This is a genomic window from Cupriavidus sp. U2, from assembly GCF_009663685.2.
Classification (GTDB): Bacteria; Pseudomonadota; Gammaproteobacteria; order Burkholderiales; family Burkholderiaceae; genus Cupriavidus; species Cupriavidus necator_C.
The window spans coordinates 275861-295828 of the sequence record NZ_RCOG02000032.1 but is presented as its reverse complement, the minus strand read 5'-3'; the positions used below and the strand labels follow the sequence as shown (position 1 = coordinate 295828).

Sequence of the window (19968 nt, the reverse complement as noted above, 5' to 3'; positions counted from 1 at the left end):
GCTCCCTGGGGTGGGACGGGCGGCCGGATCGGCCACGGAAGGGGCGGGCGGCGGGTTGGTGGCAGGATCGTGCGCGCGGTGAGCCAAAAGGCTCGCTGCAATGCAAGAATCCATGCCGAAGTCTGTCATAATCCGATATCTTATAGCTTTTGCCTCCCGGTCTGCCACGCCCGACTGCTGCCCAGCGACGCGCGCCGCCAGACGTCCAGGACAATCCAGAAGATTCCCAAGACCGCTGCCGCCGAGACCGGCAGCTTGCCCTGACATCGCCGAAACCGCCGTGAAACCCATCCAGAAATCGAACAAGCTCCAGAACGTTTGCTATGACATCCGCGGCCCGGTGCTGGAAAAGGCCAAGCAGATGGAGGAAGAGGGGCACAAGATCATCAAGCTGAACATCGGCAACCTGGCCGTGTTCGGGTTCGATGCGCCGGAGGAAATCCAGCAGGACATGATGCGCAACCTGCCGAATTCGGCAGGTTATTCCGATTCCAAGGGCATTTTCGCCGCCCGCAAGGCGATCATGCACTACACCCAGGAAAAGAAGATCCAGGGCGTGGAACTGGACGACATCTACGTGGGCAACGGCGCGTCCGAGCTGATCGTGATGTCGATGAACGCGTTGCTCAACAGTGGCGACGAAGTGCTGGTGCCGGCGCCCGACTATCCGCTCTGGACGGCCGCGGTGAGCCTGTCGGGCGGCACGCCCGTCCACTATGTGTGCGACGAGGCCAACGAGTGGATGCCCGATCTGGACGACATCCGCCGCAAGATCACGCCGAACACGCGGGCCATCGTCGTCATCAACCCGAACAACCCGACCGGCGCGCTGTATTCGGACGAACTGCTGCAATCGATCGTCACCATCGCGCGTGAGCACGGGCTGATCATCTTCGCCGACGAAATCTACGACAAGGTCCTGTACGACGGCCACGCGCACACGTCGATCGGCTCGCTGTCCACCGACGTGCTGACCGTGACCTTCAACGGCCTGTCGAAGAACTACCGCTCGTGCGGCTACCGTGCCGGCTGGATGGTGGTGTCAGGTGACAAGCGCCCGGCGCAGGACTATATCGAAGGCCTGAACATGCTGTCGTCGATGCGCCTGTGCGCCAATGTGCCGGGCCAGTGGGCGATCCAGACCGCGCTGGGCGGCTATCAGAGCATCAACGACCTGGTCGCCGAAGGCGGGCGCCTGCGCCGGCAGCGCGACCTGGCCCACGAACTGATCACGCAGATCCCCGGTATTACCTGCGTCAAGCCCAAGGCGGCGCTGTACCTGTTCCCGAAGCTCGACCTGTCGATGTATCCGATCCAGGACGACCAGGAATTCATCTACGAGCTGCTGCAGGAATCGAAGGTGCTGCTGGTGCAGGGCACGGGCTTCAACTGGGACGCGCCGGACCATTTCCGGATCGTGTTCCTGCCACACGAGGAAGACCTGCGCGAGGCGGTCAGCCGCGTGGCGCGCTTCCTTGAGAACTATCGCAAACGTCACGGCACGGCCTGAGCCGCCGGGGCGCCCCCTTTTCGTATCAAGCAACCCAGAGTCAGACGTCCATGAATCCCATCAAAGTCGGCCTTCTCGGCATCGGTACCGTCGGTAGCGGCACGTTCAACGTGCTCAAGCGCAATCAGGAGGAAATTCGCCGCCGTGCTGGCCGCGGCATCGAGATTGCGGTGGTGGCCGACCTCAACACCGAACGCGCCCGGGAACTGACCGGGGGTACCGTGGACGTGGTCAGCGACGCCCACGACGTGGTGACGCGCCCCGACATCGACATCGTGGTCGAGCTGATCGGCGGCTATGGCATCGCGCGCGAGCTGGTGCTGAAGGCCATCGAGCACGGCAAGCACGTGGTTACCGCCAACAAGGCGCTGCTGGCCGTGCATGGCAACGAGATCTTCGAGGCCGCCCGCAAGAAGGGCGTGATCGTGGCGTTCGAGGCGGCCGTGGCCGGCGGCATCCCCATCATCAAGGCGCTGCGCGAAGGCCTGACGGCCAACCGCATCCAGTGGATTGCCGGCATCATCAACGGCACCACGAACTTCATCCTGTCCGAGATGCGCGACAAGGGTCTGGATTTCGACACCGTGCTCAAGGAAGCGCAGCAGCTGGGCTATGCCGAGGCCGATCCGACCTTCGACATCGAAGGCATCGACGCCGCGCACAAGGTGACGCTGATGAGCGCCATCGCGTTCGGCATGCCGGTGCAGTTCGACCGCGCCCACGTGGAAGGCATCACCCGGCTGGCCGCCATCGACATCAAGTACGCCGAGGAGCTGGGCTACCGCATCAAGCTGCTGGGTATCACGCGCCGCCGAGAAGACGGCGTGGAACTGCGCGTGCATCCGACGCTGGTGCCGGCCTCGCGCCTGATCGCCAATGTGGAAGGCGCGATGAACGCCGTGCTGGTGCAGGGCGACGCCGTGGGTGCCACGCTGTATTACGGCAAGGGCGCCGGCGCCGAGCCGACCGCGTCGGCCGTGATTGCCGACCTGGTGGACGTGACCCGCCTGCACACGGCCGATCCGAACCATCGCGTGCCGCACCTGGCGTTCCAGCCCGACGAACTGTCGAGCGTGCCGGTGCTGCCGATCGACGAAGTCACCAGCTCGTACTACCTGCGCATGCGCGTGGCCGACCAGACCGGCGTGCTGGCGGAAATCACCCGCATCCTGGCCGAAGCCGGCATCAGCATCGACGCGATGCTGCAGAAGGAATCGCGCGAGGGCGAGCCGCAGACCGACATCATCATCCTGACGCACCTGACGCGCGAAAAGCACGTCAATGCCGCCATCCGCAGCATCGAAGGCCTGCAGACCGTGCTGTCGCCGGTCACGCGCCTGCGCATGGAAGAACTGAACTAAGACGCCGAAACTGGACGAATTGCCATGAGATACCAGTCGACGCGCGGCCATGACATGCCGCAATCGTTCTCCGAGATCCTGCTCGGAGGCCTGGCGCCGGACGGCGGCCTGTACCTGCCGAAGCAGTATCCCCAAGTCACCGCCGATGAACTCGAAGCGTGGCGCAAGCTGCCGTACGCCGACCTGGCGTTCGAGGTGCTGTCGCGCTTCTGCGATGACATCCCGGCCGACGACCTGCGCGCGCTGACGCGCAAGACGTACAAGGCCGAGGTGTACTGCAACGCGCGCCCGGGCGACAACACCGCCGACATCACCCCGCTGCGCACGCTGGGCGAGGAAGGCGGCACCAGGCTGCAACTGCTGGGCCTGTCCAACGGCCCGACACTGGCCTTCAAGGACATGGCCATGCAGCTGCTGGGCAACCTGTTCGAGTACGCGCTCAAGCGCGCCGGGCTGAAGCTCAACATCCTGGGTGCCACGTCGGGCGACACCGGCAGCGCGGCCGAGTACGCGATGCGCGGCAAGGAAGGCATCCGCGTGTTCATGCTGAGCCCGCACCGCAAGATGAGCGCGTTCCAGACCGCGCAGATGTTCAGCCTGCAGGACCCGAACATCTTCAATATCGCCATCGAAGGCGTGTTCGACGACGCGCAGGACATCGTCAAGGCTGTGTCGAACGACCACGCGTTCAAGGCGCGCCAGTGCATCGGTACCGTGAACTCGATCAACTGGGCGCGTGTGGTGGCCCAGGTGGTGTACTACTTCAAGGGCTGGCTGCTGGCCACCGATGGCCCGGGCCAGAAGGTGTCGTTCTGCGTGCCGTCGGGCAACTTCGGCAACGTCTGCGCCGGCCATATCGCACGCATGATGGGCCTGCCGATCGACAGGCTGGTGGTGGCCACCAACGAAAACGACGTGCTGGACGAGTTCTTCCGCACCGGCACGTACCGCGTGCGCACGTCGGCGCAGACGTACCACACGTCGAGCCCGAGCATGGACATCTCGAAGGCGTCGAATTTCGAACGCTTCATCTTCGACCTGCTGGGCCAGGACGCCGGCAAGCTGGCCGCGCTGTTCCGCGACGTGGACGCCAAGGGCGGCTTCGACCTGTCCGGCACGCCGGAATTCGACCGCATCCGCCAGTTCGGCTTCGTCTCGGGCCGCAGCACGCACGATGACCGGCTGGCCACCATCCGCGACGTCAAGCAGCGTTACGACGTGACGATCGACACCCATACCGCCGATGGCGTGAAGGTGGCGCGCGAGCACCTGTCGGCCGGCGTGCCGATGGTGGTGCTGGAAACCGCGCTGCCGGCCAAGTTTGCCGACACGATCCGCGAGGCGCTGGGCCACGAGCCCGAGCGTCCGGCCGCGTTCGACGGCATCGAGTCGTTGCCGCAGCGGTTCGAGGTCATGCCGGCCGACGCGGACACCGTCAAGGCGTATATCGTGCAGCACACGGGGCTGTAATAAAGGGTATTGCCACAGACCCCTGTGGTTCCGGCGCCAACTCGCTACAATCGGGTTTGCCGGGCCCCGCTGCCACGGCCCCCGGACGTTACCCCCGGGGGCTGTTTTGCTTTCTGGGGCCAACCCAGATCCCCAAGACCCCCATGACCCAACCCGCAGCGCGCCCCCCGATGCTGACGATGGCCCAGGCGCTGGAAGCCCTGATGGCCGGCGTTCGTCCCATCACCGAAACGCAAACCGTCGATACGCTCGATGCCAACGGCCGCGTGCTGGCGGCGCCCGTGACCAGTCCGCTGCGTGTGCCGCCCGCCGACAACACGTCGATGGACGGCTACGCGATGCGGGCGGCCGACGTGCCGGCCGAAGGCACGCGCCTGCCGGTGTCGCAGCGCATTCCGGCCGGTCATGTCGGGTCCGAACTGGCGCCGGGCACGGCCGCGCGCATTTTCACCGGCGGCCTGATTCCGCCGGGCGCCGATGCCGTGGTCATGCAGGAGCAATGCCAGGCCGACGGCGATGCGGTGATCGTGAACCATGTGCCGGCGTCGGGCGAGTGGATCCGCCGCGCGGGCGAGGACATCGAGGCCGGCAGCCAGATCCTGCCCGTGGGCGCACGGCTGTCGCCGCAGGCGCTGGGGCTGGCTGCCTCGGTCGGTCAGGCGCGGCTCGATGTGATCCGCCGCGTGCGCGTGGCCGTGTTCTTTACCGGCGACGAACTGGCGATGCCGGGCGAGCCGCTCAAGCCGGGCGCCATCTACAACTCCAACCGGTTCACCTTGCGCGGCCTGCTGGAAAACCTGGGCTGCGAGATCGCCGACTTCGGCATCGTGCCCGATACCCTGGCCGCCACGCGCGACACGCTGCGGCGCGCGGCCGAAGGCAACGACCTGATCATCACGTCGGGCGGGGTGTCGGTGGGCGAGGAGGACCATATCCGTCCGGCCGTGACGGCGGAAGGGCGCCTGGATCTCTGGCAGATCGCGATCAAGCCCGGCAAGCCGCTGGCGTTCGGCCAGGTGGCCAACGGCACCGACCAGCCGACCTTCTTTATCGGCCTGCCCGGCAATCCGGTGTCGAGCTTCGTCACGTTCCTGCTGTTCGTGCGGCCATTCCTGCTGCGCCTGCAGGGCGTCGCGGACGTGACGCCGCGCCGCATTGCCATGCGCGCCGACTTCGATCTGCCGAAAGGCGACCGCCGCAACGAATTCCTGCGCGCGCGCCTGAACGATGCGGGCGGGCTCGATCTGTTCCCGAACCAGAGTTCGGGCGTGCTGACGTCCACGGTCTGGGGCGACGGCCTGATCGACAATCCGCCCAACCAGTCCATTGCGCGCGGCGACACCGTGCAGTTCATCCCGTTTGCCAGCCTGCTGGCCTAGGTTTCATGCGATGCAAGTTGAACTTCGTTATTTCGCCAGTGTGCGCGAGCAGGTAGGCCAGGCCGCCGAACGCGCCGAGGTGCCCGCCGACGTCCGTACCGTCGGCGATCTGCGCGGCTGGCTGCGCGCGCGCGGCGGTGCCTGGGCCGAGACGCTGGCCGAAGGCCGCGCGCTGCGCATGGCGGTGGACCATGCCGTGGCCCGCGCCGACACCCCGCTGGCCGATGGCTGCGAGGTGGCGTTCTTCCCGCCCGTGACCGGAGGCTGAGATGACGGTCCGGGTGCAACACGAAGATTTCGATCTCGGTGCCGAAGTGGCCGCGCTGCGCGCCTGCAACCCGGGCGTGGGTGCCGTGGCCAGCTTTGTCGGCACGGTGCGCGATGTCAGCGATGGCACCCGCGTCAGCACGATGGAACTGGAGCACTACCCGGGCATGACCGAGAAGGCGCTGGCCCGGATCGAGGCCGCCGCGTGCCAGCGATGGGCGCTGCTGGGCGTGACGATCGTGCACCGGGTGGGGCTGTTGCAGCCGCTGGACCAGATCGTGCTGGTCGCGGTGGCGTCCGCGCATCGCGGTAACGCCTTTGCCGCGTGCGAGTTCATCATGGATTACCTGAAATCCGAGGCGCCGTTTTGGAAGAAGGAAGACACGCCGGAGGGCGCGCGCTGGGTCGACGCACGGGTGTCGGACGATGCGGCATTGCGCCGCTGGGGTATCGAATCGTTCAACGCCGACGCGGCGGGCGCGCAGGACAACAACAAATAAGTTCGAAAGCATTCGAACGGACGAAAGGTCGAATCGATGGGTCCGATGGGGTTTGTGGCGGTCGGCGTGGGCGCCGCGGTGGGGGCATGGCTGCGCTGGGGGTTTTCCGTGATGTGGAATGCCATCAATCCGGCGCTGCCGTATGGCACGCTGGCTTCGAACCTGGTCGGTGGCTACCTGATTGGCCTGGCCGTGGCGTTCTTCGACACCCATCCGTCGCTGCCGCCGGAATGGCGCCTGCTCGCCGTCACCGGCTTCCTCGGCGGCCTGACCACGTTTTCGACGTTTTCCAGCGAGGTGATCGGCAATCTGCTGGCTGGCGACTATCGCTGGGCGCTGGCGCACCTGGCCACCCACCTGGGCGGTTCGCTGCTGCTGACCGCGCTGGGCATCTGGACGTACCGCACGCTGTCATGAGCCGTCGGACCGGGCGGGGGTTCCCGCACGAATCCCCCGTTCTGGGGCATAGGTAACATTCCCGATACTTTTGCTGCTGCCGGTCCGTCCGGGACCGGCTACTATTCCCCGCATGGGCATTGAGGTGTGCAACGCACCTCGCGTGGTTTGCCTGTCTGCTTTCACCATCATTAGAAAGTGCAGCTACGGTCGCTTGCCGGCCCGCCGTGGCCTTCAAGAATCCGGCGATCCGTCGGTGGCCATCAGTTTTCGCCCCAAGCAGTCCTTGTCTTATCGCGGCTTACCGTTCCGTTCATAACAAGGAGACATCCCCATGCAGCATCGCCATGCCTCGTCCGCAAGCCCGCAACTGCGGCGCCGGTTCCAGCAAACCGCCGTCGCCGCGGCCGCTGCCACCCTGTTGATCTCGGCCTGTGGAGGCGGGGACTCGTCCAGTACGCCAGGTGGCGGGGGCAGCACTACGCAGAATCCAAACAATCGGCCGACGTTCATTGTCGGGACGATTTCGATCAAATCCTACGACGGCACGTCGGACGATCTGCTGACGGCAGGGCTGGGCAAGGACGGGCTGGCGGCCGCTGCAGCCCCGGCATTTGCCGATCCCACGGCGCCCACGGCCGCGGAATTGCGCCGCAATGCCATCTTTGTCAACTACCGCGCCATCGTGGACGTGCAGGCGGCCGGCGGCTACGGCTCGCTGTATGGGCCGAACGTCGACGCCCAAGGCAATGTCACAACCAGCCAGGGCAAGGTGCCGGGCACCGAATACCTGGCCTTTGCCGATGACGGTACTGGCACGAAAAACGTAACGATGCTGGTGCAAGTGCCGGATTCGTTCGATAAAAGTAACCCATGCGTCATTTCCGCGACGTCGTCCGGCTCACGCGGGGTGTACGGTGGCATCGCGGTCGGCGAGTGGGGTCTGAAGCGCGGCTGTGCGGTGGCTTATACCGACAAGGGCACGGGCGCGGCACCGCACGACCTGGATACCGACACCGTGCCGCTGATCGACGGCACGCGCGCCGACCGGCGCGGCGCGGGCAAGGCGGCCCAGTTTGCGGCCCAGCCGGGCGCGCAGTCGCTGGCGGATTTCACCACGGCCAACCCCCACCGACTGGCGTTCAAGCACGCCCATTCGCAGCAGAACCCCGAAGCCGACTGGGGCAAGAACACGCTGCAGGCCATCCAGTTTGCCCTGTTCGCCATCAATGACCGCTTTGGCACGATGGGCTCGGACGGCGTGCGGCAGGCCACCTTTACGAAGAACAACGTGCTGGTCATCGCGTCGGCCATCTCGAATGGTGGCGGGGCGGCAGTGGCAGCGGCCGAGCAGGACACCGACGGACTGATCGACGGCGTGGCCGTGGGCGAGCCAAACGTGGAAATGCCGCCAAGCCCGGTCATTACCGTGCGGCGCGGCGGTACGCAGGTGGCGGCGTCCGGCAAGCATCTTTATGACTACACGACGACGGCGAACCTGTTCCAGTTGTGTGCGGCGCAGGTGCCGGGGCTGGCGAATGCACCGCGGGTTTCCCTCTCTTCGACGCTGCCAGCATTGCCGGCACAGACTATCAACCGCTGTACTTCACTGGTTGCGGCCGGAAAGTTGGCGGGAGCATCGACCGCGGACCAGGCCAATGCCGCGCTCAGCGCTATGCACACGGCTGGATGGGAACCGGAATCGGATGAACTGCATACCAGCCTGTCACTGCTGGAAGTCGCGAGTTCGATTTCGCTTACTTACGCAAACGCCTACTCGCGGGCGAGCGTTACGGACCGGCTGTGCAGCTACAGCTTTGCCTCGCCGGCGCCGACGACGCTGGTACCCGCCGCGATCCCGGCCATTTCGCTGGCCGGACTGTTCTCCACGGGCAATGGCATACCGCCGACCACGAGCGTAACGATCATGAACGACGACTCGCCGGGCGGTGCCATGCGCGACTTCCTGTCGAAATCGAAATTGAGTGGGGTGGCCGACGCCAATCTCGAAGGCGCCCTGTGTCTGCGCAAACTCCTCGACGACCGGAACACTGCTCTGATGACCGGTATTGGTCAGACGTACCGGAACGGCAACCTGCGCGGCAAGCCGGCGATGATCGTGCATGGCCGCAGCGATGCGCTGTTGCCGGTCAATCACACTTCGCGGCCCTATCTTGGGCTGAACAAGTCGGTGGAGGGCAATGCCAGCAAGCTGTCCTATATCGAAGTGACGAATGGGCAGCACTTCGATGGGTTCATCGACTCAGTGGCAGGTTACGGCGCGCGATTCATTCCGATGCACGTCTACGTGAATCGGGCCTTGGATGCCGTCTACGCCAACCTGAAGAACGGCACCGCGCTGCCCCCATCGCAGGTCGTGCGCACCACACCTCGCGGTGGCGGCTTGACGGAAATTGTCGCCCCGCAGATCCTGCCCTCCAACGTACCGCCGATCGCCGCCAACCCGGCCGCCGGCGATACGATCTCGGTCAGCGGTACGACGGTCGACGTGCCGAACTAGCCACGCGCATCGCGCGGAAAGCGACGTAGCCCGCCATGCACTTGCAGTCTGTACAAGTTGTGTGGCGGGTGTCTTGAAATGTCAATGCAAAGCCCTATCTTTCCGGAGTACCGTGTCCGGCAGGGCATCCGCGAACGGCAGCCGCTGTGCTGCAACGCCGCCGCCCCGCAGCAGGACACACTCATCGACTAGAGAGAGAGGGCGCCTGATGCGAATTGACAAACTCACTACCCGGTTCCAGGAAGCGTTGGCCGAAGCGCAAAGCCTGGCCCTGGGGCACGACAACCAATATATCGAACCCCAGCATCTGCTGCGTGCGCTGCTGGCCCAGGAAGACGGCTCGGCCCGTACGCTGCTGTCGCGTGCCGGCGTGAACGTGAACGGCCTGCAGACCGCGCTGGATGCGGCCATCGGCCGTCTGCCGCAGGTGCAGGGCACCAACGAGGTCCAGGTTGGCCGTGACCTCAACAACCTGCTGAACGCCACCGAAAAGGAGGCGATCAAGCGCAACGACCAGTTCATCGCCAGCGAGCTGTTCCTGCTGGCCGTGTCCGACGACAAGGGCGACACCGGCCGCATTGCGCGTGAGAACGGGCTGTCGCGCAAGTCGCTGGAGGCGGCCATCACGGCCGTGCGCGGCGGCGAGAACGTGAACAGCGCCGACGCCGAATCGCAGCGCGAGGCACTCAAGAAGTACACGGTGGACCTGACCGAGCGGGCCCGCGCGGGCAAGCTCGACCCGGTGATCGGCCGCGACGACGAAATCCGTCGCGCGATCCAGATCCTGCAGCGTCGCACCAAGAACAACCCGGTGCTGATCGGCGAGCCGGGCGTGGGCAAGACCGCGATCGTCGAAGGGCTGGCGCAGCGGATCGTCAACGGCGAAGTGCCCGAGACGCTCAAGAACAAGCGCGTGCTGGTGCTGGACATGGCCGGCCTGCTGGCGGGCGCCAAGTACCGCGGCGAGTTCGAGGAACGGCTGAAGGCCGTGCTGAGCGACGTGGCCAAGGACGAAGGCCAGACCATCGTCTTCATCGACGAAATCCATACGATGGTGGGCGCGGGCAAGGCCGAGGGCGCGATCGACGCGGGCAACATGCTCAAGCCGGCGCTGGCGCGCGGCGAACTGCACTGCATCGGCGCCACCACGCTGAACGAGTACCGCAAGTACATCGAGAAGGACGCCGCGCTGGAGCGCCGCTTCCAGAAGGTGCTGGTCGACGAGCCGAGCGTGGAATCGACCATCGCCATCCTGCGCGGCCTGCAGGAAAAGTACGAGCTGCACCATGGCGTGGAGATTACCGACCCGGCGATCGTGGCGGCGGCGGAGCTGTCGCACCGCTACATCACTGACCGCTTCCTGCCGGACAAGGCCATCGACCTGATCGACGAGGCGGCCGCGCGCATCAAGATGGAAATCGACTCGAAGCCCGAGGCGATGGACAAGCTCGAACGCCGCACGATCCAGCTCAAGATCGAGCGCGAGGCGGTGAAGAAGGAAACCGACGAGGCATCGCGCAAGCGGCTGGAACTGATCGAGCAGGAAATCACGCGGCTGGAGAAGGAATACGCGGACCTGGACGAAATCTGGCGCGCCGAGAAGGGCGCCGCCCAGGGTGCGGCCGCGCTGAAGGAAGAGATCGAGAAGATCAAGCTCGACATCTCGCGCCTGCAGCGTGAAGGCAAGCTGGACAAGGTGGCCGAGCTCCAGTACGGCAAGCTGCCGGCACTCGAAGGCAAGCTGCAGGCGGCGAACAAGGCCGAGGCGGCCGAGCAGAAGCAGCCCAACAAGCTGCTGCGCACGCAGGTCGGGGCCGAGGAAATCGCCGAGGTCGTGAGCCGCGCCACGGGTATCCCCGTCGCCAAGATGATGCAGGGCGAGCGCGAGAAGCTGCTCAAGATGGAAGATAAGCTGCACCAGCGCGTGGTGGGGCAGGACGAGGCCGTGCGGCTGGTGTCCGATGCCATCCGCCGCTCGCGCGCCGGGCTGTCGGACGAGAACAGGCCGTACGGTTCGTTCCTGTTCCTGGGGCCGACCGGGGTGGGCAAGACCGAGCTGTGCAAGGCCCTGGCCGAGTTCATGTTCGATTCGGAAGAGCACCTGATCCGCATCGACATGAGCGAATTCATGGAAAAGCACAGCGTGAGCCGGCTGATCGGCGCGCCGCCGGGATACGTGGGCTATGACGAGGGCGGCTACCTGACCGAGGCCGTGCGCCGCAAGCCGTACGCGGTGATCCTGCTCGACGAGGTCGAGAAGGCGCACCCGGACGTATTCAACGTGCTGCTGCAGGTGCTGGACGACGGCCGCCTGACCGACGGGCAGGGCCGTACCGTGGACTTCAAGAACACGGTGATCGTGATGACGTCGAACCTGGGTTCGCACATCATCCAGGCCATGTCCGGCGAGCCGCAGGAAGCGGTGAAGGGTGCGGTCTGGCAGGAGGTGCGCACGCATTTCCGGCCCGAGTTCCTGAACCGGATCGACGAGGTGGTGGTGTTCCACGCGCTGGACCAGAAGAACATCGAGTCCATCGCCCGGATCCAGCTCCAGCGCCTGCAGTCGCGCCTGGCTCGCATGGACATGACGCTGGATATCAGCGAGCGTGCGCTGGAGAAGATCGCCAGCGCGGGCTACGACCCGGTGTTCGGGGCGCGTCCGCTCAAGCGTGCGATCCAGCAGCAGATCGAGAACCCGGTGGCCCGCGCCATCCTCGAAGGCAAGTTTGCCGCCAAGGACGTGGTGCCGGTGGACTACGAGGGCGATCACTTCACGTTCGGACGCGTCGTTCACTAAGCCGGGCGGCTGGCGGCATCGCCAGCATCGCCAGAGAACCAAGGACCTCTTCGGAGGTCCTTTTTTTTGTCTGTTGGCTTCGGCCTTTTGCGCCACAATACCGGCTCTGCCCGATTCCCACCCCCTGGAGCAATCCCATGGCTCATGGCGAGCACAAGTACCACGTCACCGTGGAATGGACTGGCAACCGCGGCACCGGCACCAGCGGCTACCGCGCCTACGGACGCGATCACACGATCCGCGCCGGCGACAAGCCGGAGATTCCCGGTTCCTCTGACCCGGCCTTCCTGGGCGATGCCACGCGCTGGAATCCGGAAGACCTGCTCGTCGCGTCGGCCAGCGCCTGCCACAAGCTCTGGTACCTGCACCTGTGCTCGGACGCCCGCATCGCGGTGCTGGCCTATGTGGACCACGCCGAGGGCACCATGACCGATGGCCCCGCAGGCGGGCAGTTTTCGGAAATCGTGCTGCGCCCGCGCGTAACGATCCGGGCCGGCGACGATGCGGAACGCGCCGCGCACCTGCATCACGTGGCGCACGAGAAGTGCTACATCGCCAATTCGGTCAACTTCCCGATCCGGTGCGAAGCGGTAATCGAGCAGGCAGCCCCGGCCTGAGCCTGATGCCGGCAGGTGGGGCAGGCGTATGTCCGCTGCCTCACCCATACCGCGCGAAAGATGCTTGGCCATCACGATCCTGATGGTCTAGTGTTGACACATTGCATTGATTGACAAGCCAACAGTCAGCACGGTCATGAATCCCCCTGTTGCCCTGACCAACTCCTCATAGCGCGCTGCGCCCGCGCCGCCGCGCGGGCAATCCTTGCTTCCCGGTCCGTCGCCTGAACTTCCCGAGCCATGCAGCCCGGCGGGCCCCGTTCGTCCTTGCATCCCAAAAAAAAACGGCAGACGTCCCATTGCCCGCTGCGCCACGCCTGCCCGTCCGACATCCACGGATCGCGCCTCCCCCTGGCGCTTCTTTGTAGTCTGGAGGAAATATGGTGTTGCCAATACGGAAGGTCCCCCTGACCCTGGCTGCCGCGGTTGTGGGCACACTGCTGGTCGTTTCCTGCGGTGGCAGCGACGACAATTCGAAGCCCACCACGCCCACCACGCCACAGGCCGACAACAGTTGCCAGGTGCTGGCCAGCAACGGCAGCACGGTGGTGGTCGGGTCGAACCAGCCCGGCGACCCGGCACTGCCGGAAGCGGCCACCGGCTATCGCACCGGGTTGAAGCCGGTCTACGCCAGGACCTATATGGTGTCGACATCGAACGCCTACGCCAGCGCGGCGGGCTGCGCGGTGCTCAAGAATGGCGGTACGGCCGCCGATGCCGCGGTGGCCGTGCAGGCCGTGCTGGGCCTGACCGTTCCCGAGGCCACGGGGATGGGATCGGGCGGCTTCATGCTCTATTACGATGCCGCCGCGAAGACGGTGCAGGCCTACGACGGGCGCGAAACGGCGCCGGCGGCGGCCACCGAGAACTACCTGCGATACGTGGACGACGCCACCGACCAGACGCCGCCCAAGCCCAGCGCGCGCGCGAGCGGCAGGTCGATCGGCACCATCGGCGTGCCCCGGCTGATCGAGCGCGTGCAGAAGGAACATGGCAAGCTGGCCTGGAAGGACTTGTTCGGCGACGCCATCGCGCTGGCCACCAACGGCTTCCCCATCGGCGGCCGGCTCGCCCAGGCCATCTCGTCGAACGCTGCCAGCCTGAAACGCGACCCCGAAGCCACCGCCTATTTCTTCAACGCCGATGGCACGCCCAAGGCGCTGGGCACGGTGCTCAAGAACCCGGCCTATGCCAACACGCTGACCGCCATGGCCGCGCAGGGCGCCGACGCGCTGTACAAGGGCGCCATCGCCAACGACATCATCGCCAAGATCGGCGCGACCACCGCCACGGACGGCACGCCGACCACCCCGGGCAAGACCACGCTGGCCGACCTGGCCGCGTACGAGGCCAAACTGCGCACCCCAGTCTGCGTGACGTACCGCGCGTACTGGATCTGCGGCGCGCCGCCCCCGACATCGGGCGGCATCACCGTGGCATCGGCGATGCAGATCATCGAGAACTTCGATATGGCGTCGCTCAAGCCCAATCCCGTCGACAACGAAGGGGGCAAGCCGACCGTGCAGGGCGTGCATCGCGTGAGCGAGGCCGAACGGCTCGCCTATGCCGACCGCGACAAGTACGTGGCCGATACTGACTTCGTGCCGCTGCCAGGCGGAACATGGGACACGCTGCTGAACAAGCCCTATCTGCAGACGCGCGCCGCGCTGATCGATCCGAACCGTTCGATGGGTACGGCCACGGCGGGTAACTTCGGCGCCGTGCCCCTGGGTGTGGTGCCGCTGGTCGAGCACGGCACGAACCACTATTCGATCGTCGACGCGCAGGGCAATGTGGTCAGCGCCACCACGTCGGTGGAGTCGAGCATGGGGTCGTTCCATATGACCAACGGCTTTCTGCTCAACAACCAGCTGACCGACTTCTCGGCCGCCCCGACCGATGCCAGCGGCAACCCGGTGGCCAACCGGGTACAGCCCGGCAAGCGGCCGCGCAGCTCGATGGCGCCCACGTTGGTGTTCCGCAAGGCGCCCGACGGGTCGATTGGCGATTTCCTGATGGCCACGGGGTCGCCGGGCGGCGGCACCATTCCGCAATACGTGGTGAAGACGCTCGTGGGCGTGCTCGATTGGGGGCTGGACGCGCAGCAGGCGTCGAACCTGGTGGATTTTGGCGCCAGCAACAGCGCCACCACCACCCTCGGCGGCGAGCATCCCGATATCGATACCAGCAACGGCGGCGCCAACGATCCGCTGATCACCGGCCTCAAGGCGCTGGGGCACACGATCTCCACCTCGGCGCAGTCCAGCGGCGTCAACACGATCCTGCGCAGCCAGGCCGGCGGCGCGCCCGTGCTGCAGGGCGGCACCGACCCCCGGCGCGAGGGCGTCGTGCTGGGCAATACCTTCGCGCCATGACTGCCACCTGAACGACACCGTTCCGCAGGGCCATCCGGCAGCGTTGGCCCTGATTTCGTCGCCAACCGCCCCCGATTGTGGGGCGGTTGACCTGCATCAACTTGCAAATGGGAACGGATGGCTAATATCTGAACCGTCATGGAGATGCGGGGGCGCTCTTCATGACTTGTCTACCCGTTTCCGGAATGGAAACTTGACCCGCAGCGCAACTCCGGTGCTGCGGGTTTTTTCTTTTGGGCGGCCGCCGGAAAGGGCGACGGCCCGCCCATCCGGACGCGCAGTGACAGCCCGGCGATCAGGCAAGCTGGACGTCGAGCCTCCGACCCAGCGAATCCAGCGCCTTTTCGATCATTTCCAGTTTGGAGGAGTGCCGCAGGTTCAGGAGCCGATCCACCTGCGGCATGTGAACATCGAGCCGCCGCGCGAGTTCTGCCTTGCGCACGCCTTGTGCCAGCATCTCATTGGCAAGGAGCACCTTGGCGGTGACCAACGCTGGCAACGTGACCGTTAGCTGGCCGCGACGGGCCTTGGACGGCAGCGGAATCTGACGGCGCAAGTCGAAATAGATGTCCAGGGCGGCTTCGAGGGCGTCCAGCCCTTGCTTGAGCGCGTCGGTTTCATCGACGCCGACGGCATTGGCTTCGGGGATGTCAGCAAACGTGACCAGCAGAGTGCCGTTGCTATCGGGCGTCAGCGTTACGGGGTACGAGAACATGTGGTGCGTCCTGTAGTAAGTCGTCGATGCCAGGTACGGGATGGCGAGTTCGAGTGAGAGGAGGCCCTTCGCGGGCCTGCCCGTCACTTCAGGCCGAGCTGCTTTCTGATCCTCAGTTCCAGATCCTTGCCCATCTCTTTGCTGCCGTGGTAGGGAAAGATCGTCGTGAAGCCATTCAGCGTGACCCGGTAGTGGCTGGAGCCGCTGCGGTGCTTCTGGAAGATCGCACCCTGCTGTTCGAGCCACCGCTTGAACTCGCTGTATTTCATGCCCCTCCCTTGTCGGTTGAGAGGCGGGCATTGTGCAACATATATGTTGTGCCTGACAACGTTGAAAATGCAACATTTATGTTGCGTTGTCAAGAGCGTGACGCACGTTTTCCAGCATTCCCATATTCCCGTCCGATCTTATGCAGAAAACGTGCTTGGATCGGCGAAACCATTCGTTCCGTTCAGAAGGGCCGGCCGGTAGCCTTTCTCCCTGACAGAAACCCCGTCCGATCCAGGCGGGGGCATTCACGACAACTCTGACGGGAGCAATTGAACATGATTCGCAAGCTGGCCCTGGGCCTCGCAGTACTGTCCGCAATCGGCGCGGCGCCGGCCGCCCTGGCCAACACCAACCTGCTGAACGTTTCCTATGACCCCACGCGCGAGCTGTACGTGGACGTGAACGCCGCGTTTGCCAAGGCCTACAAGGCGCAGAGCGGCGATACGGTGCAGATTCGCCAGTCGCACGGCGGTTCGGGCAAGCAGGCCCGGTCGGTGATCGATGGCCTGGATGCGGACGTGGTCACGCTGGCGCTGGGGTACGACATCGACGCCATCGCCGAGAAGGGCCTGCTGAAGCCCGACTGGCAGAAGCGCCTGCCGCACAACGCATCGCCGTATACGTCGACGATCGTGTTCCTGGTGCGCAAGGGCAACCCGAAACAAATCAAGGACTGGAACGACCTGGTGAAGCCTGGCGTGCAGGTCATCACGCCGAACCCGAAGACGTCGGGCGGCGCCCGCTGGAACTACCTGGCTGCCTGGGGCTATGCGCTGCGCCAGCCGGGCGGCAATGAAGCCAAGGCCAAGGAATTCGTCGGCCAGCTGCTCAAGAATGTGCCGGTGCTGGATTCGGGCGCGCGCGGCGCCACCACCACGTTCGTCGAGCGTGGTCTGGGTGATGTGCTGATCGCATGGGAAAACGAAGCCATCCTGGCGATCAAGGAACTGGGTCCGGACAAGTTCGACATCGTGGCGCCGTCGGTCTCGATCCTGGCCGAGCCGCCGGTGGCCGTGGTCGACAAGGTGGTGGACAAGAAGGGCACGCGCAAGGCCGCCGAGGCCTACCTGCAGTTCCTGTACACCGACGAGGGCCAGGAAATCGCGGCCAAGAACTATTACCGTCCGATCTCGGAAAAGGTGGCTGCCAAGTACGCCGCCAACTTCCCGAAGGTGAAGCTGTTCACGATCGACGAAGTGTTCGGCGGCTGGGCCAAGGCCCAGAAGGCGCACTTTGCCGATGGCGGTTCGTTTGACCAGGTGTACCAGCCCGGCAAGCGGTAATCACAGTGCCGGGGGCGGCCCCGGCCGATTGCGCCAGCGATCGTGCCCGCCGCCCCGGTGCGCCTGACGAAGGAGCCCGAGATGTCCGCTGTTCGCGCTGTCCTGCCTTCCCGCGTCGCCATGGGGCGATGTCCCGCCTGACCTGAAGTTTCCTCCACGCATGACGTTTTCCGCATGCCGCGCGCTGGCGCCGGCAGGGCGTCGTGCCGCCATCGATTTCGAACTTCTCCTCATCCGGAACCCCGATATGACATCGTTCAAACCGCTTTCCCTGCGCCGGCGCCTGCTGCTGGGCGCGCTCGTGGTAGCCACCGGCCTGACCTACGGCCTGCTGGCCAAGCCGGCCCAGGCGCAGTCGCAGACCGTGAATCCGAAGCAGCTGCGCATCGGCTATCAGAAGTACGGCACGCTGACGCTGCTCAAGGCGCGCGGCACGCTGGAAAAGCGCCTGGCGCAGCAGGGCATCACCGTGAAGTGGACCGAGTTCCCGGCCGGTCCGCAGTTGCTGGAAGGCCTGAACGTGGGCGCCATCGATTTCGGCACCGTCGGCGAGGCCCCGCCGATCTTCGCGCAGGCGGCCGGGGCGCAGCTGGCCTATATCGGCAACGAGCCGCCGGCGCCGACGTCCGAAGCCATCGTCGTGCCGAAGACCTCGACGTTGAAGTCCGTGGCCGATCTGCGCGGCAAGCGCGTGGCGCTGAACAAGGGCTCGAACGTGCATTACCTGCTGGTGCGCCAGCTGGAAAAGGCCGGCATTCCCTGGAGCGAGATCCAGCCCGTCTACCTGCCGCCCGCCGACGCCCGCGCGGCGTTCGAGCGCGGCGCCGTGGATGCCTGGGTGATCTGGGACCCGTTCCTGGCGGCCGCCGAAAAGCAGCTCGATGCCCGCGTGCTGGCCGATGGCCGTACCGCCGACGGCAAGAACCTGGTCAGCAACCATCAGTTCTACCTGGCGTCGCGCCCCTATGCGAATGCCCGCCCCGACGTGGTGAACGCGATCCTCGACGAACTGGCGCAACTGGGCCAGTGGGCTGAGAAAAATCCGAAGGACACCACGCAGTTCCTGGCCAAGGAAACCGGGCTTGACCCGAGCGTGCTCGATCTTGCTGTTTCACGATTTTCCTATGGCGCGAAGCCTGTGACGGCTGGCGTGCTGGCCGAACAACAGCGCATTGCCGACGCCTTCGTGACGCTGAAGCTGATTCCGAAGCCGATCAAGGTGGCCGATGCCGCCTGGCAACCGCCGGCCGCCACGGCGCAGCGGTGAAGCGGTGAATCGCCGAATCGCCGAATCGCCAAGGCCGTACATCGCAACCGATAAAACAAGAGGCTCGACATGCAAGTTTTCTGGTTCATCCCCACCCACGGCGACAGCCGCTACCTGGGCACCTCGGAAGGGGCGCGCGAAGTCAACTTCGACTACCTGAAGCAGATCGCCGTGGCCGCCGATACGCTGGGCTACGAAGGCGTGCTGATTCCCACCGGCCGCTCGTGCGAAGACCCCTGGGTGGCCGCGTCGGCCCTGGCTGCCGTGACGCGCCAGCTCAAGTTTCTGGTGGCCGTGCGGCCGGGTCTGATGACGCCAACGCTGGCTGCGCGCATGGCCGCCACGTTCGACCGCGTGTCGGGCGGCCGCCTGCTGGTGAACCTGGTGACCGGCGGCGATGTGGCCGAGCTGGAAGGCGACGGGCTGTTCCTGGATCACGCGGCGCGCTACGAGGCGTCGTCCGAGTTCATCCGCGTCTGGCGCGACGTGCTGGCGGCCAGCCACGACAACGGCGATATCAGCTTCGCGGGCAAGCACCTCACCGTGAAGGGCGCGCGGGTGCTGTACCCGCCGGTGCAGCGCCCGCATCCGCCGGTCTATTTCGGCGGATCGTCGGCGGCCGCGCACGAACTGGCCGCCGAGCAGGTGGAGACCTACCTGACCTGGGGCGAGCCGCCGGCCGAGGTGGCGAAGAAGATCGCCGATGTGCGCGCCCGGGCCGCGAAGCATGGCCGCACGGTGCGCTTCGGCATCCGCCTGCACGTGATCGTGCGCGAAACCGAAGCGGCGGCATGGGCGGCTGCCGACGAACTGATCAGCCGGCTCGACGACGACACCGTGGCCCGTGCCCAGGCCGTCTTCGCGAAGATGGATTCCGAAGGCCAGCGCCGCATGGCGGCCCTGCATGCCGGTGGCGCCAAGCGGACCCGCGAGGCGCTGGAAATCAGCCCGAACCTGTGGGCCGGCGTGGGGCTGGTGCGCGGCGGCGCGGGCACGGCACTGGTGGGCGATCCGCAGACCGTGGCCGCGCGCATCGAGGAATACGCCGCGCTGGGCATCGACACGTTCATTTTCTCGGGCTATCCGCATCTGGAAGAAGCGTACCGCTTTGCCGAACTGGTCTTCCCGCTGCTGCCGCGCTCGGTGCGCGACAAGCTGCCCGGCCAGGTGCTGTCGGGCCCGTTTGGCGAAGTGATGGCCACCGGCATCGTGCCGCGGGCATCGCAGAGTTGAGGAGGGC

The 19968-nt window shown here is 65.7% G+C and carries 16 protein-coding genes; 14 read left to right on the top strand and 2 right to left on the bottom strand.

What is annotated here, in order from left to right:
- The first annotated feature begins 280 nt into the window (after window positions 1-280).
- From D9X30_RS25605 to D9X30_RS25555, 11 genes are all read left to right on the top strand, one after another.
- Window positions 281-1510: a pyridoxal phosphate-dependent aminotransferase gene (locus tag D9X30_RS25605; RefSeq protein WP_249641089.1), complete on the top strand. Its 1230-nt coding sequence runs from the start codon at window positions 281-283 to the stop codon at window positions 1508-1510.
- Between the two features lie 50 nt (window positions 1511-1560).
- Entirely contained in the window at window positions 1561-2871 is a 1311-nt protein-coding gene (locus tag D9X30_RS25600) for a homoserine dehydrogenase (RefSeq protein ID WP_153945198.1), read from the top strand.
- Between the two features lie 24 nt (window positions 2872-2895).
- Window positions 2896-4341: a threonine synthase gene (gene thrC, locus D9X30_RS25595; protein ID WP_153945197.1), complete on the top strand. Its 1446-nt coding sequence runs from the start codon at window positions 2896-2898 to the stop codon at window positions 4339-4341.
- 143 nt (window positions 4342-4484) lie between these two features.
- On the top strand, window positions 4485-5720 hold the full coding sequence (locus D9X30_RS25590; RefSeq protein WP_153945196.1) for a molybdopterin molybdotransferase MoeA: 1236 nt from the start codon (window positions 4485-4487) through the stop codon (window positions 5718-5720).
- A 10-nt stretch (window positions 5721-5730) separates the two neighbouring features.
- Window positions 5731-5988 carry a molybdopterin converting factor subunit 1 gene (gene moaD, locus D9X30_RS25585; RefSeq protein ID WP_153945195.1) on the top strand — a complete coding sequence of 86 codons (258 nt, stop codon included), beginning with the start codon at window positions 5731-5733 and terminating at the stop codon, window positions 5986-5988.
- Between the two features lies 1 nt (window position 5989).
- Entirely contained in the window at window positions 5990-6487 is a 498-nt protein-coding gene (gene moaE, locus D9X30_RS25580) for a molybdopterin synthase catalytic subunit MoaE (RefSeq protein WP_153945194.1), read from the top strand.
- Between the two features lie 36 nt (window positions 6488-6523).
- Complete coding sequence (gene crcB / locus D9X30_RS25575; protein WP_153945193.1) at window positions 6524-6904, top strand: fluoride efflux transporter CrcB; 381 nt, start codon at window positions 6524-6526, stop codon at window positions 6902-6904.
- A gap of 313 nt (window positions 6905-7217) precedes the next feature.
- Window positions 7218-9404 (top strand): D-(-)-3-hydroxybutyrate oligomer hydrolase, encoded by a 2187-nt coding sequence (locus D9X30_RS25570; protein ID WP_153945192.1) that lies wholly within the window; start codon window positions 7218-7220, stop codon window positions 9402-9404.
- Window positions 9405-9612: 208 nt separating this feature from the next.
- Window positions 9613-12201, top strand: a complete 2589-nt coding sequence (clpB, locus tag D9X30_RS25565) for an ATP-dependent chaperone ClpB (RefSeq protein ID WP_153945191.1) — start codon at window positions 9613-9615, stop codon at window positions 12199-12201.
- Window positions 12202-12338: 137 nt separating this feature from the next.
- Entirely contained in the window at window positions 12339-12818 is a 480-nt protein-coding gene (locus tag D9X30_RS25560; RefSeq protein ID WP_153945190.1) for an OsmC family protein, read from the top strand.
- Window positions 12819-13210: 392 nt separating this feature from the next.
- A complete protein-coding gene (locus tag D9X30_RS25555) occupies window positions 13211-15193 on the top strand; it encodes a gamma-glutamyltransferase family protein (protein ID WP_249641108.1) in 1983 nt (660 codons plus the stop codon).
- Between the two features lie 295 nt (window positions 15194-15488).
- Here the strand turns inward: D9X30_RS25555 and D9X30_RS25550 are convergent, their stop codons facing one another.
- Window positions 15489-15908, bottom strand: coding sequence for a type II toxin-antitoxin system HicB family antitoxin (locus D9X30_RS25550; protein ID WP_153945188.1), 420 nt, complete (start codon window positions 15906-15908; stop codon window positions 15489-15491).
- Between the two features lie 83 nt (window positions 15909-15991).
- Window positions 15992-16177 carry a type II toxin-antitoxin system HicA family toxin gene (locus D9X30_RS25545; protein ID WP_153945187.1) on the bottom strand — a complete coding sequence of 62 codons (186 nt, stop codon included), beginning with the start codon at window positions 16175-16177 and terminating at the stop codon, window positions 15992-15994.
- A gap of 276 nt (window positions 16178-16453) precedes the next feature.
- On the opposite strand from D9X30_RS25545, the gene D9X30_RS25540 reads away from it, so the two are divergent.
- From D9X30_RS25540 to ssuD, 3 genes are all read left to right on the top strand, one after another.
- Window positions 16454-17461 (top strand): sulfate ABC transporter substrate-binding protein, encoded by a 1008-nt coding sequence (locus tag D9X30_RS25540; protein WP_153945186.1) that lies wholly within the window; start codon window positions 16454-16456, stop codon window positions 17459-17461.
- Window positions 17462-17708: 247 nt separating this feature from the next.
- A complete protein-coding gene (locus D9X30_RS25535; RefSeq protein ID WP_153945185.1) occupies window positions 17709-18728 on the top strand; it encodes a sulfonate ABC transporter substrate-binding protein in 1020 nt (339 codons plus the stop codon).
- 69 nt (window positions 18729-18797) lie between these two features.
- Entirely contained in the window at window positions 18798-19961 is a 1164-nt protein-coding gene (gene ssuD, locus D9X30_RS25530; protein ID WP_153945184.1) for an FMNH2-dependent alkanesulfonate monooxygenase, read from the top strand.
- Window positions 19962-19968 lie beyond the last annotated feature (7 nt).

Excerpts from the sequence above, each read along its gene's own strand:
- D9X30_RS25550 (WP_153945188.1), bottom strand. The coding sequence starts at position 15,908 with ATGTTCTCGTACCCCGTAACGCTGACGCCCGATAGCAACGGCACTCTG.
- D9X30_RS25545 (WP_153945187.1), bottom strand. The coding sequence starts at position 16,177 with ATGAAATACAGCGAGTTCAAGCGGTGGCTCGAACAGCAGGGTGCGATC.
- clpB (WP_153945191.1), top strand. The coding sequence starts at position 9,613 with ATGCGAATTGACAAACTCACTACCCGGTTCCAGGAAGCGTTGGCCGAA.
- crcB (WP_153945193.1), top strand. The coding sequence starts at position 6,524 with ATGGGTCCGATGGGGTTTGTGGCGGTCGGCGTGGGCGCCGCGGTGGGG.
- D9X30_RS25560 (WP_153945190.1), top strand. The coding sequence starts at position 12,339 with ATGGCTCATGGCGAGCACAAGTACCACGTCACCGTGGAATGGACTGGC.
- thrC (WP_153945197.1), top strand. The coding sequence starts at position 2,896 with ATGAGATACCAGTCGACGCGCGGCCATGACATGCCGCAATCGTTCTCC.
- D9X30_RS25570 (WP_153945192.1), top strand. The coding sequence starts at position 7,218 with ATGCAGCATCGCCATGCCTCGTCCGCAAGCCCGCAACTGCGGCGCCGG.
- moaD (WP_153945195.1), top strand. The coding sequence starts at position 5,731 with ATGCAAGTTGAACTTCGTTATTTCGCCAGTGTGCGCGAGCAGGTAGGC.
- D9X30_RS25600 (WP_153945198.1), top strand. The coding sequence starts at position 1,561 with ATGAATCCCATCAAAGTCGGCCTTCTCGGCATCGGTACCGTCGGTAGC.
- ssuD (WP_153945184.1), top strand. The coding sequence starts at position 18,798 with ATGCAAGTTTTCTGGTTCATCCCCACCCACGGCGACAGCCGCTACCTG.
- D9X30_RS25535 (WP_153945185.1), top strand. The coding sequence starts at position 17,709 with ATGACATCGTTCAAACCGCTTTCCCTGCGCCGGCGCCTGCTGCTGGGC.
- D9X30_RS25540 (WP_153945186.1), top strand. The coding sequence starts at position 16,454 with ATGATTCGCAAGCTGGCCCTGGGCCTCGCAGTACTGTCCGCAATCGGC.
- moaE (WP_153945194.1), top strand. The coding sequence starts at position 5,990 with ATGACGGTCCGGGTGCAACACGAAGATTTCGATCTCGGTGCCGAAGTG.
- D9X30_RS25590 (WP_153945196.1), top strand. The coding sequence starts at position 4,485 with ATGACCCAACCCGCAGCGCGCCCCCCGATGCTGACGATGGCCCAGGCG.